This is a genomic window from Streptomyces sp. NPDC127100 (genome assembly GCF_042724095.1).
Classification (GTDB): domain Bacteria; phylum Actinomycetota; class Actinomycetes; order Streptomycetales; family Streptomycetaceae; genus Streptomyces.
Window position 1 is genome coordinate 13,791 of record NZ_JBHXFL010000037.1, and the last position, 12,818, is coordinate 26,608.

Here is a 12,818-nt window from a genome sequence, read left to right on the forward strand (position 1 = left end):
CCATGGGCGTTCGGAAGGCGCACGGAAGGGTTCGAATGTGAACATGCAGGAGGCGGCGGACAAGGCCGACGCGCTTGTTTACGAAACTTTCTCGACAGTGAATCCCCCCATCGAGTGGACTCACGACGTGTCGGATCACGGCAGCTGTGGTGGAGAGTCGACCGGGCTGGGGGACGTTACGCGCCGCGCGGTTGTCATGACAAAGGTTTCGAAAGAGAGGAGGGGTGCCCTGCTCGGCATCATCGAGCGTCATTGGAAGAAGAACGGAAACAAAATCACCGACGTCAACCCTAGTGTCGATTTCCCGGAAATTTACGCCGAAAGCAGTGACGGACTGCTCCGCATGAGCTTGGTGGTCGGCGGGGAGGGCCAGTTCTTTCTGGACGTCCAAACCTCCTGCGTAAAGGAGTCCAGCGTGGCCCCGCCGGCGACGAAAGTGAACGGCCGCAGTTACTACGGTGATTCGATTCCGAGGCCCAACACGGAAGACGCCTTCTGGTCGTCCAGTGAACCCCTCCCGCCGACGTCTTCGGGCTGAAAAACCAGCCCGCCTTCTGAAGCAGGGTCCTTGGTGGCCGCGGATCCAGGCCGCGAGCTCGCTGCCGCTGACCGCGCCGGGCGGCAGACTCGTGACCAGGTGGATCCGCTCGATCGTCAGCTTGCCCGTGCCCAGATCGCGTCTCCAGCGCACGACTTGGAGGGCCTAGCGGGAGTGCGGGTAGTCGATGTGGGCGAAGGCGACGGTCTTCAGGCGGCGGAGGCGCTCGTGGCCGGCCAGGCGGTGGCGCTCCCGCGGCCGGGCGAGCCGTTCGAGCCGGCGGGGAAGCTGCCGGTGGAGCCGTGGTGGCGGGCGGTCTCCGGCCCGATCGCGCACCCGTGGCGGCGTCCGCGACCTGACGGAGCCCTACGAGGCGGTGTCGGGCTGGATCATGCCCATACACAGTCGGACGTTCAGTTCGGGTGACCCTTCCACGGTGAAGTAGTGGTCCCGCTTGTTGTGCGGGAATCGCTCGCAGTCGCCGGAGGCGCTCCGGCCCTCGATACGGCCGACGACCATGAGGCCGGAGGGTCGGCACCGCTCCACGGTCCACGCCGTCCCCGCGGGTCCGCTGCCGACGCAATCGCCGCGGTCCGCGTTGTACGCGGCGCCGTCGCTGTGGCGGTAGGCCAGACAGACCGTCACGTCGGGATCGCCGACGGAGTAGCGCCACTCGACGTGGTCGACGTAGTCGCACACGCTGCGGTCGGTGGTGTTGTCGAAAGCGCGCAGGACCTCGAAGACGCCATCCTCGCCGCACTTGGCCGGCTCTAGGTCCATGTCCTGCATGGTTCCGCTGTTGCGGAAGCAGTCGCCTCGGGATACGCCGGCCAAGGCGTGGCCGGGTTGGGTCGAGCCGCTGGACGGACCGGCCTGGGGCGTCTTCCCGGCGGGCGTGCCGCCCCCGTCGGTCAGCGCGATCCCGCCCCACAAGGCACCGAGTACCGCGACCGCCGCGAGGGCGAGGACGGCCGGCCGCGTACGCCGTGAACGCGAGGGTCGTGCAACCGGTTCCGGCTCCGGACTGTTCGCCCCTCCCGTCGTGAAGATCCTTGTCGGGTCGAGGTCGTGCGGCCCGGGAAGGACGACGGTGGGGTCGATGTCGGTGTAGCGGCGCAGTTCGGTGTGCTGTCGCCGGGTGAGGGTGTGGACGGCTTCGGGCCACAGGGGCGCGGCCGGAAGTGGCGCGCCGATGGTGGCCAGGAGGGTCTGGGCGTCCGGTCGTCGGGCGGGATCCCGGGTCAGGCAGGGTTCGATGATGTGGCGCAGTGCGGTGGGGATGGGGTCCAGGTCCGCGGTGGCCATCATGACGTTGTAGCGGGTCTGTTCGCCGGTCGTGCCCTGGAAGGGGTTGCGGCCGGTGGCTGCTGTCGCGAGCAGGGTGCCCAGGGAGAAGATGTCGCTGGCGGGGGTGAGGTCGGACAGGCCCATGGCCTGCTCGGGAGACATGAACGCCGGGTTGCCGATGACCACGCCGGTGCCGGTCACGGTGACGAGTTGGGTCTGGTCGGGTGTGCCGGTTGCCGGGCCGGCTGATCTGGCGATGCCGAAGTCGATCACGACGGGTCCGTCGGCGGCCAGGAGGACGTTGGCGGTCGACAGGTCGCGATGGATGAAGCGGGCGGTGTGGATGTCGCGCAGTGCGGTGGCGAGTCCTGCCGCTAGGTGCAGCACGGTGTTCTCCGGCAGCGCCGTCGTCTCGGTCAGAGCATGGTGGAGGGTGGGTCCGTGGTGGAACTCGTAGGCCAGCCAGGGGACTCCGGCGTCGGCGTCGGCGTCGACCACTCGGGCGGTGCGGGGGCTGCGGACCCTTTGCGCGGCGACGGCCTCGCGGCGCAGGCGTTCGCGGAAGGTGCTGTCGTAGGCGGCGAAGGTGTCGCGTACGAGTTTGACCGCGACGAGGCCGCCTGCCGGATCGGAGGCCAGCAGCACCCGGCCCATGCCTCCCTCGCCCAGCACCGCGCGGGTCCGGTACGGCCCCACCGTGCGCGGATCGGACGGCGCCAGGTCCCACACAGACGGCCTCCCGCAACAATCCCGATCGATTCAGTGAAACGTGCTATTTCGCGGGGCCGACCAAGTACAGCAAGGTGTAGACCCCGGTGTCCTCCGTCGTGGGCTCCCCCTTCTTGTCCATCGGGGCAGCGGTGAGATCAACCGACCATTTCTTGTTCTCGTAGCGGAAGAAGCCTCTGTCCTGCATGGCCTTGCTGAGGCTCTTGTCGGTGAATCCGTTGGACTCGAACTCCTTGAGCGTGGCCGTCACCGCTTCCTTGGGCAAGCCGAGAACCTGCGCGCTGTGGTACTGGCCCTGAATGGGTTCCCCCCCGGCCGCCTCGATCTTGTATCCGAGAGGCAGGGGGATCTCCGGGGGCCAGTCGTCGGGGACCTCGTCCTGTTTCTCCAGACCCTCCTTTGACGGGCCTGCCGCAGGGGTTGAGGTGCCGGTGGTGCTGCCGGCCTGGGCGGAGGAGTCCTCCTTCTGGTCGGAACAAGCGGTCAACAGGGCCAAGGAGACAAGGCCGGCTGCGAGTGCGAGGCTGGGACGAAGCATGGGGAGCAGGTCCTTCCGTTGCTGCGGGTAGGGTGCGTGACGCGAGGTCAGTTCGCTTGTGTCTCCGCCTTTTCCAGGGACTCGGCCAGCACCGGCATTCCGCCGGGCCAGCGGATCGAGAGCACCGTCGGTGAGGCGGCCGAGGTGAACTCGTCGGTGCCGGACAACTGACCGATCCGCCCTGCCGCGAAGGCCGGCAGCGCGTTCAGTTTCTCGTCGGCCAGATCCCGTTCGGCCAGCTCGGACGTGGTGGAGTACAGGACGACGACATCGGATTCGAGCCGGTCCAGATTCTCGTAGTCCAGGGTGTACATCATGCCGTCGCCGTCGTGATCCAGTTCGACCACCGAGTCCGCCAGCCGCAGGCCCAACCCTTCGAGCACCCGGACGACCGGGCTGTCCTCGGAGAAGACGTGGACCCCGCCCTCGGGCGGATCGTTGACGACCACCGCGAAGGACGACCCGGTGAGCCCGTGCCGATCACCGAGTTCGGCCAGCCGGGCGTCGGAATTAGCGAGCAACTCCTTGCCCTCCGCGGGCACACCCAGAGCCTTGGCGGTGGTGGCGATGACGCCCTCCCAGGGTTCCACCGAGGCACCCACGGGGCGGGCCACGACCGGCGCGATCGCACTGAGTTCGTCGTACTGTTCCTCGGTCAGGCCCGAGTAGGGGGCGAGAATGAGGTCGGGGTCGGTCGCGGCGATCTGTTCCACGGGTAACGACGAGATCGTCGAGTCGCCCTCACTGAAGAGGGCGGGGGTGTCGAGGCCCTTGTCCTCGTAGGCCTGCTCGATCCAGGGCAGCATCCCCTTGCCGGATTCGGAGTCCTCCTCGGCGATGCCGACCGGGAACGTGCCCAGCGCGATCGCGACCTCGGCAGCGCCCCAGCCCCAGGCGGCCACCCGCTGCGGCCTGGACCGGACAACGGTCTCTCCGTAGTCGTGCTCGATCCGCACGGGGAAGGTGCCGGCCGTGCTCTCGGCCGGTTTCTCCGGCGCGGCTCCACCGTCGTCGTCGGTCGGCCAAGCGACGGCGGCGCCGACGGCTACGGCGACTACGGCGGCCAGTACGGGCAGCCCGGTACGCCACTTCCTCCCGGGCGTCCCGGCCGGGGGCGGACCGGGACTGGCGCTCGGCTCCCCTCCCGTCGTGAAGATCCTTGTCGGGTCGAGGTCGTGCGGCCCGGGAAGGACGACGGTGGGGTCGATGTCGGTGTAGCGGCGCAGTTCGGTGTGCTGTCGCCGGGTGAGCGTGTGGACGGCTTCGGGCCACAGGGGCGCGGCCGGAAGTGGTGCGCCGATGGTGGCCAGGAGGGTCTGCGCGTCCGGCCGTTGGGTTGGGTCGAGGCGCAGGCAGGGTTCGATGATGTGGCGCAGTGCGGTTGGGATGGGGTCCAGGTCCGCGGTGGCCATCATGACGTTGTAGCGGGTCTGTTCGCCGGTCGTGCCCTGGAAGGGGTTGCGGCCGGTGGCTGCTGTCGCGAGCAGGGTGCCCAGGGAGAAGATGTCGCTGGCGGGGGTGAGGTCGGACAGGCCCATGGCCTGTTCGGGAGACATGAACGCCGGGTTGCCGATGACCACGCCGGTGCCGGTCACGGTGACGAGTTGGGTCTGGTCGGGTGTGCCGGTTGCCGGGCCGGCTGATCTGGCGATGCCGAAGTCGATCACGACGGGTCCGTCGGCGGCCAGGAGGACGTTGGCGGTCGACAGGTCGCGATGGATGAAGCGGGCGGTGTGGATGTCGCGCAGTGCGGTGGCGAGTCCTGCCGCTAGGTGCAGCACGGTGTTCTCCGGCAGCGCCGTCGTCTCGGTCAGGGCGCGGTGGAGGGTGGGTCCGTGGTGGAACTCGTAGGCCAGCCAGGGGACTCCGGCGTCGGCGTCGGCGTCGACCACTCGGGCGGTGCGGGGGCTGCGGACCCTTTGCGCGGCGACGGCCTCGCGGCGCAGACGTTCCCGGAAGGTGCTGTCGTAGGCGGCGAAGGTGTCGCGTACGAGTTTGACCGCGACCAGGTCGCCAGCCGGATCGGAGGCCAGCAGCACCCGGCCCATGCCTCCCTCGCCCAGTACCGCGCGGGTCCGGTACGGCCCCACCGTGCGCGGATCGGACGGCGCCAGGTCCCACACAGACGGCCTCTCCCTGATGAAGGTGGTGCGCCTTGACTTCGCTCCTGAGAATCGCGGCCGGTTTTCCTGTGACCGGGAGTGTGCGTCACTGTAGTGGAGGACGGTCGGGACTCGTCGAGGTTCCGGCAAGGTCGCCGACGAGGTGAGCGGGCCGAACGAGCATCCGCCCGAAGGCAGGACACGAGCGGCCCGGCGAGTCGTCGCCGGGCCGCTCTCCTGTGCGGAACCGCCCCGCCCGCGGAGCCTCTGTCACCCCCATTGCCCGCGGTGACTCCGGGAGAAGCTGTCCGCGGCCCTGCGGGCCGTGCTGTCGCTGCTGCCGGCGGAGCAGCGACCGGCCATCGACGAGGCGTCCGCGGTGGCCCACGAGCACGTCGGGTACCGCGAGCGCGGCCGGACGCCGCCCGCCGAGCTGGAGGGGCGCTACGCCGGGGCCCGCCGGGACGTCCTGTCGCCACTGCCGGCCGCCGGCGGCCTGGACCGGGTCACGTGCGCGGCCAGCGCGCCGGCGCCCATGCCGGTCGACGGGGCCAGCCGCACCGCGCATTCCCGGGCAGCCGCCGGCACGTCCAACGAGGTCACTCATGGTGACCGATTTTGATCGAATCGGACCGGCGTCGGCGCTTCGGGAACGACTCCTTCACCGGCTTATCGGTCTGTCGTACGACGCCTCATACCAGAGCGGGACCTTGTCCGTGGGACTTCCGCAACTGCCCACCGCACGTGACGCACAGGCGACTACTGTCAGTGTCCGTCGGGCGGCGTGGGGCCGGATCCCCTGCCCGTCCGGACGACACCGCGACGGCGCACGCCCGCATGGCGTGGCGTGCCCGCGTGGCGCCGCCGTCACGCGCGGGCACCCCGGCCCGACGGACCAACGGACCAGTACGAGGACCCCGATGTCTCACCTCCGCGCCCCCGCCGCGCGAGCAGACCGCCGTGAGGGCGGGCGGCACGGCCGGCCGGCCCCACGTACCGCCCCCGCACTGCACGAGACCCACCTACGGCCCCAACTCCTGCGTCTCGCCGTGCTGCCGCCCGTGGCGGTCGCCCTCAGCGCCTGTGCCGCCGTGCTGTTCACCGTCCGCTCCACCGGCGCACGGCCCGGGCCTGTCCTGTGGGCCGTGCTCGCCGGAGCGGTCTCGGTCGCGCTGGCGGCCGTCGTCATCGCCGCCGTCGCCGCCGGCCGGGCCGCCCGGTCCGTGCACGAGCGCGTCGGCGCGCTGCGCCGCAGCACCGCGCGCGGGGAAGCCGATCTGCGCGCCGCGGTCGAGGCGTTGCGCAGCGGTGAGACCCCGCCCCGGCGCAAGCCGCGCGGCGGGCCGCCGGACGACGCCGACGACTTCGAGCTGCTCGCCGCCGACCTCTCCCGCGCCCACGACGGCGCCGTCACCGCCGTCGTCCGGGCCGCCCAGCTCTCCAGCCAGGCCGGCAGCGAACAGAAGCTGGAGGTCTTCGTCAACCTCGCCCGGCGCCTGCAGTCCCTGGTGCACCGCGAGATCTCCCTCCTGGACGAGCTGGAGAACGAGATCGAGGACCCCGACCTGCTCAAGGGCCTCTTCCACGTCGACCACCTCGCCACCCGCATCCGCCGCCACGCCGAGAACCTCGCCGTGCTCGGCGGCGCCGTCTCCCGCCGGCAGTGGAGCAATCCGGTCGACATGACCGAGGTGCTCCGTTCCGCCATCGCCGAGGTCGAGCAGTACTCCCGGGTCCGGCTGGTCCCGCCGATCGACGGCACCCTGCGCGGCCACGCCGTCGCCGACGTCATCCACCTGCTGGCCGAACTCGTCGAGAACGCAACCCTGTTCTCCGCCCCGCAGACCCAGGTGCTGATGCGGGCCAGCCTCGTCACGTCGGGCCTCGCGGTGGAGGTCGAGGACCGCGGACTCGGCATGCCCGTCGCCGAGCAGAGCCGGATGAACGCCCTGCTCGCCGACCCCGACCAGGTCAACGTCGCCCGCCTGCTGGCGGACGGCCGCATCGGGCTGTACGTGGTCTCGCAGCTCGCGAAGCGGCACGGCATCACCGTCCGCCTCCAGACCAACATCTACGGCGGGGTCCAGGCCGTACTGGTCGTCCCGCAGGCCCTGTTGGGCACGGAGCCGGGCAGCCCGGACGCCGACGCCGGGGGCCTGCCGCAGGAGGCCACGGGGTCCGTGCCGGCGCTCGTCCCGTCGCAGCAGTCACGCCCACCGGCCGCCGCGCTGCCACCCACGCACGCCGGACCCGTGTCCGGGACGCCGGTCTCCGACGGCCTGATCTTCGGGGCGCAGGTGTCCGCCGGACCCGTGTCCGGGGTGCCCGTCTCCGGGGTGCCCGTCTCCGTCGCGCCTGCGTCGGGGGTGCCCGCTTCGGCTTCTCCCGGCACCGGGGCGCCGGTAGCCGAGGGGCCCGTGTCCGGGGCTCCGTTCTCCGTCGCGACTGCGTCCGGGGCGTCCGCTGCCGTCCTGTCCGGCACCGGGGCGCCGGTGACCCCCGGGCCCGGGGTGCCCGGTGCCCCCGAGCCCGCGCCCGCCGCCCCCGGTTCCGGCGCCCCCGCCCCCGGCCGTCCGGTGCCTGCCGGGACCCGGGCGGCCCGCGTCACGGAGGGCGGGGGACCCGCGCCGCTGCCCGTGCGCGGGGCGCGTGAGGACCGGGCCAACCCGGCCGCCGCGGTGCCGGGCGTCCGGCCCGGCGACCGGGACGCCCTCGCGGAGCACGCGGCCGCCCCGCCCGTCCCGCGGCACAGTGCCGTGCGCGGCACCATGGACAAACCCCGGCTGCCCCGCCGCCGCGCCCACGAGCACATCGCGCCGCAGCTGCGCGGCGGCCCCGCACCGCGCCCGGAGCCCGGCCCGGACCGACTCGTCGGCCACGACCCCGGCCTGATGGCGGCCTTCCAGCGCGGCGTCGGTCTCGCCGAGACCCAACAACGCCTGGAACAGGCCCCCCTGGAGACGGCCCACCCGGAACCGCCCCTCACCGCGCGGGCCGCCCTCGACGCGTCCTCCAGGGAGCCGGCCCGCACCGCGTACCCCGAAGCCCCCCGCCTGCCCGCGCCCCGCGCCGACCGCACCGCCCCGCAGGACGGGAGCGCCCCGGCCGGATGACCGCACCCCCGCCCACCCCCACGACCAGCGCTCCCGCAGACCTTCGTACCCCAAGGAGTCGATCCACCATGGCGAGCGACGCGCCGACCGGCCAGGTATCCGATCTCGACTGGCTGATGAGCGGCCTCGTGCAGCGCGTACCCCACACGACCAGCGCGGTGCTCCTGTCCTGCGACGGACTGGTGAAGTCCGTCCACGGCCTCGACGCGGACAGCGCCGACCACATGGCGGCCCTGGCCTCCGGCCTGTACTCCCTGGGCCGCAGCGCCGGCGTCAGGTTCGGCGACGGCGGGGACGTACGGCAGGTCGTCGTCGAACTCGACTCGACCCTGCTCTTCGTCTCCACCGCCGGCTCCGGCACCTGCCTCGCCGTGCTGGCCGGCCGCGAGGCCGACGCGGCCGTGCTCGGCTACGAGATGGCGATGCTGGTCAAGAGCGTCCGCCCCTACCTGGTCACCGCACCCCGGCAGCACGCCGTGGAACCCCCGGCGATGAGGCCTTGAGGGTGGCCACGGCCGGCGACGGGCCCTGGCTCGACGACGCGGCCGGACGGCTGGTCCGCCCCTTCACCGTCAGCAACGGCCGTACCCGGCCCACCGTCGCACTGGACCTGATGTCCCAGGTGATGGCCACGGGATCGACGCCCCTCGGCTACCTCGGACCCGAACACGCACAGGCACTCGACCTGTGCCGGGCGCCCCTCCCGGTCGCCGAGCTCGCCGCTCACCTGAGGCTGCCGGTCGCGGTCACCAAGGTGCTGCTGTCGGACCTCGTCGACTGCGGCGCGCTGACCACCAAACCCCCCGCCTCGTTCCACCGCAACCCCACGGACCGGGCCCTTCTGGAGGCAGTGCTCGATGGACTACGACGACAGCTCTGACCACGGCCACGGCCACGACACCAACCTGTTCCCCACCGCACTGAAGATCCTCGTCGCGGGCGGATTCGGTGTCGGCAAGACGACCTTCGTCGGCGCGGTCAGCGAGATCGCACCGCTGAGCACGGAGGAACTGCTCACCACCGTCAGCGCGGCGACCGACAGCCTCGACGGCATCGAGAACAAGCTCGAGACGACCGTGGCCATGGACTTCGGCCGCATCACCCTCGACCCGCAGCACGTGCTGTACCTGTTCGGGACCCCCGGCCAGGAACGGTTCTGGTTCATGTGGGACGAACTGTGCGAGGGAGCGCTCGGGGCGGTGATCATCGCCGACACCCGCCGCCTGGACGAGTCCTTCGCCGCCGTCGACTTCTTCGAGGAGCGCGGCCTCGGCTTCGTCGTCGCGATCAACGAGTTCGACGGCGGCCACCGCTACGACCCCGAGGAGGTACGCGCGGCCATGGACCTCCACCCGGAGATCCCCGTCGTGCGCTGCGACGCCCGGATCTCCAGCTCCGGCGTGCAGACGCTGCTCACCCTCGTACGCCACCTCATCGCCCACACACCGGCCCCCGCGACGGGGTACGTCCACAGCGACGGAGCCCGCCCATGAGCTACGACCCGCCGCGCCCGGTCGGGCGCCTGCTGCTCACGCCCGAGGACCGGGAGGCCCCGGCCCGGGTGCGACGGCTGCGCCGGCTCGGTCTGGCGGAGCGTCCGGATCCGGCCCTCGACGCCTTCGCGGCCCATCTCGCCGGGCTCGTCGAGGCGCCGTACGCCATGGTCAACTTCCTGGTCGAGGGCGGTCAGTTCTTCGCGGGCCTGCGCGTGCCCGAGGTCCCGCCGGTGACGCGCGCGGACGGCACCCGTGCCGAGTTCGGCCGCGTCCAGCCCCGCGACCACGGCTTCTGCCCGCACGTGGTGGTCCGGCGCAAGGCGCTGGTCCTGGAGGACGTGCGCGACTACCCGCGCTTCGCGGGCAACGCCGTCGTCGACGGGTTCGGCATCCACGCCTACCTCGGCGCGCCGCTCATCGACAGCACCGGGACGGTGCTGGGCACGGTGTCCGCCGCCGACGTGCGGCCCCGCACCTGGGGGAGGGCGGGCCTGGAGACCGTCAAGTCGTCGGCGGCCGACCTCGTACGGCGCATCGAACGCAGCGCCGAGGACGGGCTGCCCCTGTGAGCGGTCGCCGGGTGTGAAGGAAAGCTGCGGCCGGGCTTAAGAAAGGCTCGATGGACCCGGGGCGGTCCCGTACGGCAGATTGCTGTGCGATTCCACTTCCGTCCCCGGACACGGGCCGCTTCGGCATGCCCGGCGCCGGGGACCACACCCGTCAGGAGCCGTAGCGTTGAAGGCGCTGGTCAAGGAGAAGGCGGAGCCCGGGCTCTGGCTCGCGGACGTCCCCGAGCCCGCGGTGGGACCCGGTGACGTGCTCATCAAGGTGCTGCGCACCGGTATCTGCGGCACCGACCTGCACATCCGGGCCTGGGACGGCTGGGCACAGCAGGCCATCCGCACCCCGCTCGTCGTCGGGCACGAGTTCGTCGGCGAGGTCGTCGAGACCGGGCGGGACGTCACCGACATCAAGGCCGGCGACCGGGTCAGCGGCGAAGGACACCTCGTGTGCGGCAAGTGCCGCAACTGCCTGGCCGGACGGCGCCACCTGTGCCGCGCCACGGTCGGCCTCGGCGTCGGCAGGGACGGGGCGTTCGCCGAGTACGTCGCCCTGCCCGCCACCAACGTCTGGGTGCACCGCGTCCCCGTCGACCTCGACGTCGCCGCGATCTTCGACCCGTTCGGCAACGCCGTGCACACCGCGCTGTCCTTCCCGCTGGTCGGCGAGGACGTCCTCATCACCGGCGCCGGGCCGATCGGCCTGATGGCCGCCGCCGTGGCCCGGCACGCGGGCGCCCGCAACGTCGTGATCACCGACGTGAGCGACGAACGCCTGGACCTCGCCCGCAAGGTCGGCGCCAGCCTCGCCCTGAACGTCTCCAGGGCCACGATCGCCGACGGCCAGCGCGAACTGGGGCTGCGCGAGGGCTTCGACATCGGCCTGGAGATGTCCGGCCGCCCCGAGGCGATGCGCGACATGATCGCCAACATGACCCACGGTGGCCGGATCGCGATGCTCGGCCTGCCCGCCGAGGAGTTCCCCGTCGACTGGGCGCGGATCGTCACCTCGATGATCACCGTCAAGGGCATCTACGGCCGCGAGATGTTCGAGACCTGGTACGCCATGTCGGTGTTGCTCGAGGGGGGCCTCGACCTCGCCCCCGTGATCACCGGCCGCTACGGCCACCGCGACTTCGAGGCGGCCTTCGCCGACGCCGCGAGCGGCAAGGGCGGCAAGGTCATCCTCGACTGGACCGCGTAAGACATCCGCTTTTCCTAGGAGCTTCCGAGATGTTCGACTCCGTGCGCGACGACCTGCGCGCCACCCTCGACGAGATCCGCGCCGCCGGCCTGCACAAGCCCGAGCGCGTGATCGGCACCCCGCAGTCCGCGACCGTGAACGTCACCGCCGGCGGCCGCCCCGGCGAGGTCCTCAACTTCTGCGCCAACAACTACCTCGGCCTCGCCGACCACCCCGAGGTCGTCGCCGCCGCCCACGAGGCGCTGGACCGCTGGGGCTACGGCATGGCCTCCGTCCGCTTCATCTGCGGCACCCAGGAGGTCCACAAGGAGCTGGAGGCCCGGCTCTCGGCCTTCCTCGGCCAGGAGGACACGATCCTCTACTCCTCCTGCTTCGACGCCAACGGCGGCGTCTTCGAGACCCTCCTCGGCCCCGAGGACGCGGTGATCTCCGACGCCCTGAACCACGCCTCGATCATCGACGGCATCCGCCTCAGCAAGGCCGGGCGCTTCCGCTACGCCAACCGCGACATGGCCGACCTGGAGACCCAGCTCAAGGCCGCCGGCGACGCCCGCCGCAAGCTGATCGTCACCGACGGCGTCTTCTCCATGGACGGCTACGTCGCCCCGCTGCGCGAGATCTGCGACCTCGCCGACCGCTACGACGCCATGGTCATGGTGGACGACTCGCACGCCGTCGGCTTCGTCGGCCCCGGCGGACGCGGCACCCCCGAGCTGCACGGCGTGATGGACCGCGTCGACATCATCACCGGCACCCTCGGCAAGGCCCTGGGCGGCGCCTCCGGCGGTTACGTCGCCGCCCGCGCCGAGATCGTCGCCCTGCTGCGGCAGCGGTCCCGGCCGTACCTCTTCTCCAACACGCTGGCCCCGGTGATCGCCGCCGCCTCCCTCAAGGTGATCGACCTGCTGGAGTCGGCCGACGACCTGCGCGTCCGGCTCGCCGAGAACACGGCCCTGTTCCGCCGCCGGATGACCGAGGAGGGCTTCGACATCCTGCCCGGCGACCACGCCATCGCGCCGGTGATGATCGGCGACGCCTCGAAGGCGGGCCGGATGGCCGAGCTGCTGCTGGAGCGCGGGGTGTACGTGATCGGCTTCTCCTACCCGGTGGTCCCGCAGGGCCAGGCCCGCATCCGCGTGCAGCTGTCCGCCGCCCACTCCACCGCGGACGTCGACCGGGCCGTGGACGCCTTCGTGGCGGCGCGGGAGGAGCTGGACGCCTGACGCCGTCCGTCCCGGTGCGCCGGGCCTG

General features: G+C 71.8%; 11 protein-coding genes and 2 pseudogenes. 10 read left to right on the forward strand and 3 right to left on the reverse strand.

Annotated features, from left to right (window positions below):
* Window positions 1–43 precede the first annotated feature (43 nt).
* Entirely contained in the window at window positions 44–538 is a 495-nt protein-coding gene (locus ACFWJB_RS27015) for a hypothetical protein (protein WP_386925460.1), read from the forward strand.
* A gap of 231 nt (window positions 539–769) precedes the next feature.
* A pseudogene (locus ACFWJB_RS27020) lies at window positions 770–964 on the forward strand (hypothetical protein); the annotation flags it as partial.
* Here the strand turns inward: ACFWJB_RS27020 and ACFWJB_RS27025 are convergent.
* From ACFWJB_RS27025 to ACFWJB_RS27035, 3 genes are read right to left on the reverse strand one after another with little or no spacing between them, the layout of a single operon-like run.
* Window positions 905–2,554, reverse strand: a complete 1,650-nt coding sequence (locus tag ACFWJB_RS27025) for a serine/threonine-protein kinase (RefSeq protein WP_386925374.1) — start codon at window positions 2,552–2,554, stop codon at window positions 905–907. The pseudogene ACFWJB_RS27020 and the gene ACFWJB_RS27025 sit on opposite strands and share 60 nt — an antisense overlap.
* Before the next feature lie 43 nt (window positions 2,555–2,597).
* The gene (locus tag ACFWJB_RS27030) at window positions 2,598–3,092 is read right to left on the reverse strand and encodes a hypothetical protein (RefSeq protein ID WP_386925376.1); all 495 of its coding nucleotides are present in this window, start codon (window positions 3,090–3,092) and stop codon (window positions 2,598–2,600) included.
* 47 nt (window positions 3,093–3,139) lie between these two features.
* Entirely contained in the window at window positions 3,140–5,215 is a 2,076-nt protein-coding gene (locus ACFWJB_RS27035) for a serine/threonine-protein kinase (protein ID WP_386925378.1), read from the reverse strand.
* Window positions 5,216–5,492: 277 nt separating this feature from the next.
* Here ACFWJB_RS27035 and ACFWJB_RS27040 point away from each other — a divergent pair.
* From ACFWJB_RS27040 to ACFWJB_RS27075, 8 genes and pseudogenes are all read left to right on the forward strand, one after another.
* Window positions 5,493–5,741, forward strand: a pseudogene (locus ACFWJB_RS27040) (long-chain fatty acid--CoA ligase); the annotation flags it as partial.
* Window positions 5,742–6,114: 373 nt separating this feature from the next.
* Window positions 6,115–8,307 (forward strand): ATP-binding protein, encoded by a 2,193-nt coding sequence (locus ACFWJB_RS27045; RefSeq protein WP_386925381.1) that lies wholly within the window; start codon window positions 6,115–6,117, stop codon window positions 8,305–8,307.
* A gap of 68 nt (window positions 8,308–8,375) precedes the next feature.
* Complete coding sequence (locus ACFWJB_RS27050) at window positions 8,376–8,810, forward strand: roadblock/LC7 domain-containing protein (RefSeq protein ID WP_385460135.1); 435 nt, start codon at window positions 8,376–8,378, stop codon at window positions 8,808–8,810.
* Between the two features lie 2 nt (window positions 8,811–8,812).
* Entirely contained in the window at window positions 8,813–9,187 is a 375-nt protein-coding gene (locus ACFWJB_RS27055) for a DUF742 domain-containing protein (RefSeq protein ID WP_386925384.1), read from the forward strand.
* Window positions 9,165–9,800 (forward strand): ATP/GTP-binding protein, encoded by a 636-nt coding sequence (locus ACFWJB_RS27060; protein ID WP_386925386.1) that lies wholly within the window; start codon window positions 9,165–9,167, stop codon window positions 9,798–9,800. Before ACFWJB_RS27055 ends, ACFWJB_RS27060 begins: the two co-directional genes overlap by 23 nt.
* Window positions 9,797–10,372, forward strand: coding sequence for a GAF domain-containing protein (locus tag ACFWJB_RS27065; RefSeq protein ID WP_385460141.1), 576 nt, complete (start codon window positions 9,797–9,799; stop codon window positions 10,370–10,372). Before ACFWJB_RS27060 ends, ACFWJB_RS27065 begins: the two co-directional genes overlap by 4 nt.
* Before the next feature lie 166 nt (window positions 10,373–10,538).
* The gene (tdh, locus tag ACFWJB_RS27070) at window positions 10,539–11,567 is read left to right on the forward strand and encodes an L-threonine 3-dehydrogenase (RefSeq protein WP_385460143.1); all 1,029 of its coding nucleotides are present in this window, start codon (window positions 10,539–10,541) and stop codon (window positions 11,565–11,567) included.
* Between the two features lie 29 nt (window positions 11,568–11,596).
* Window positions 11,597–12,790, forward strand: a complete 1,194-nt coding sequence (locus ACFWJB_RS27075) for a glycine C-acetyltransferase (RefSeq protein ID WP_385460145.1) — start codon at window positions 11,597–11,599, stop codon at window positions 12,788–12,790.
* The last annotated feature ends 28 nt before the right edge of the window (window positions 12,791–12,818 follow it).

Bases quoted from the DNA above. Each gene is read 5' to 3' on its own strand.
- ACFWJB_RS27015 (WP_386925460.1), top strand. From the start codon at position 44: ATGCAGGAGGCGGCGGACAAGGCCGACGCGCTTGTTTACGAAACTTTC.
- ACFWJB_RS27030 (WP_386925376.1), bottom strand. From the start codon at position 3,092: ATGCTTCGTCCCAGCCTCGCACTCGCAGCCGGCCTTGTCTCCTTGGCC.
- ACFWJB_RS27045 (WP_386925381.1), top strand. From the start codon at position 6,115: ATGTCTCACCTCCGCGCCCCCGCCGCGCGAGCAGACCGCCGTGAGGGC.
- ACFWJB_RS27050 (WP_385460135.1), top strand. From the start codon at position 8,376: ATGGCGAGCGACGCGCCGACCGGCCAGGTATCCGATCTCGACTGGCTG.
- ACFWJB_RS27060 (WP_386925386.1), top strand. From the start codon at position 9,165: ATGGACTACGACGACAGCTCTGACCACGGCCACGGCCACGACACCAAC.
- ACFWJB_RS27065 (WP_385460141.1), top strand. From the start codon at position 9,797: ATGAGCTACGACCCGCCGCGCCCGGTCGGGCGCCTGCTGCTCACGCCC.
- ACFWJB_RS27075 (WP_385460145.1), top strand. From the start codon at position 11,597: ATGTTCGACTCCGTGCGCGACGACCTGCGCGCCACCCTCGACGAGATC.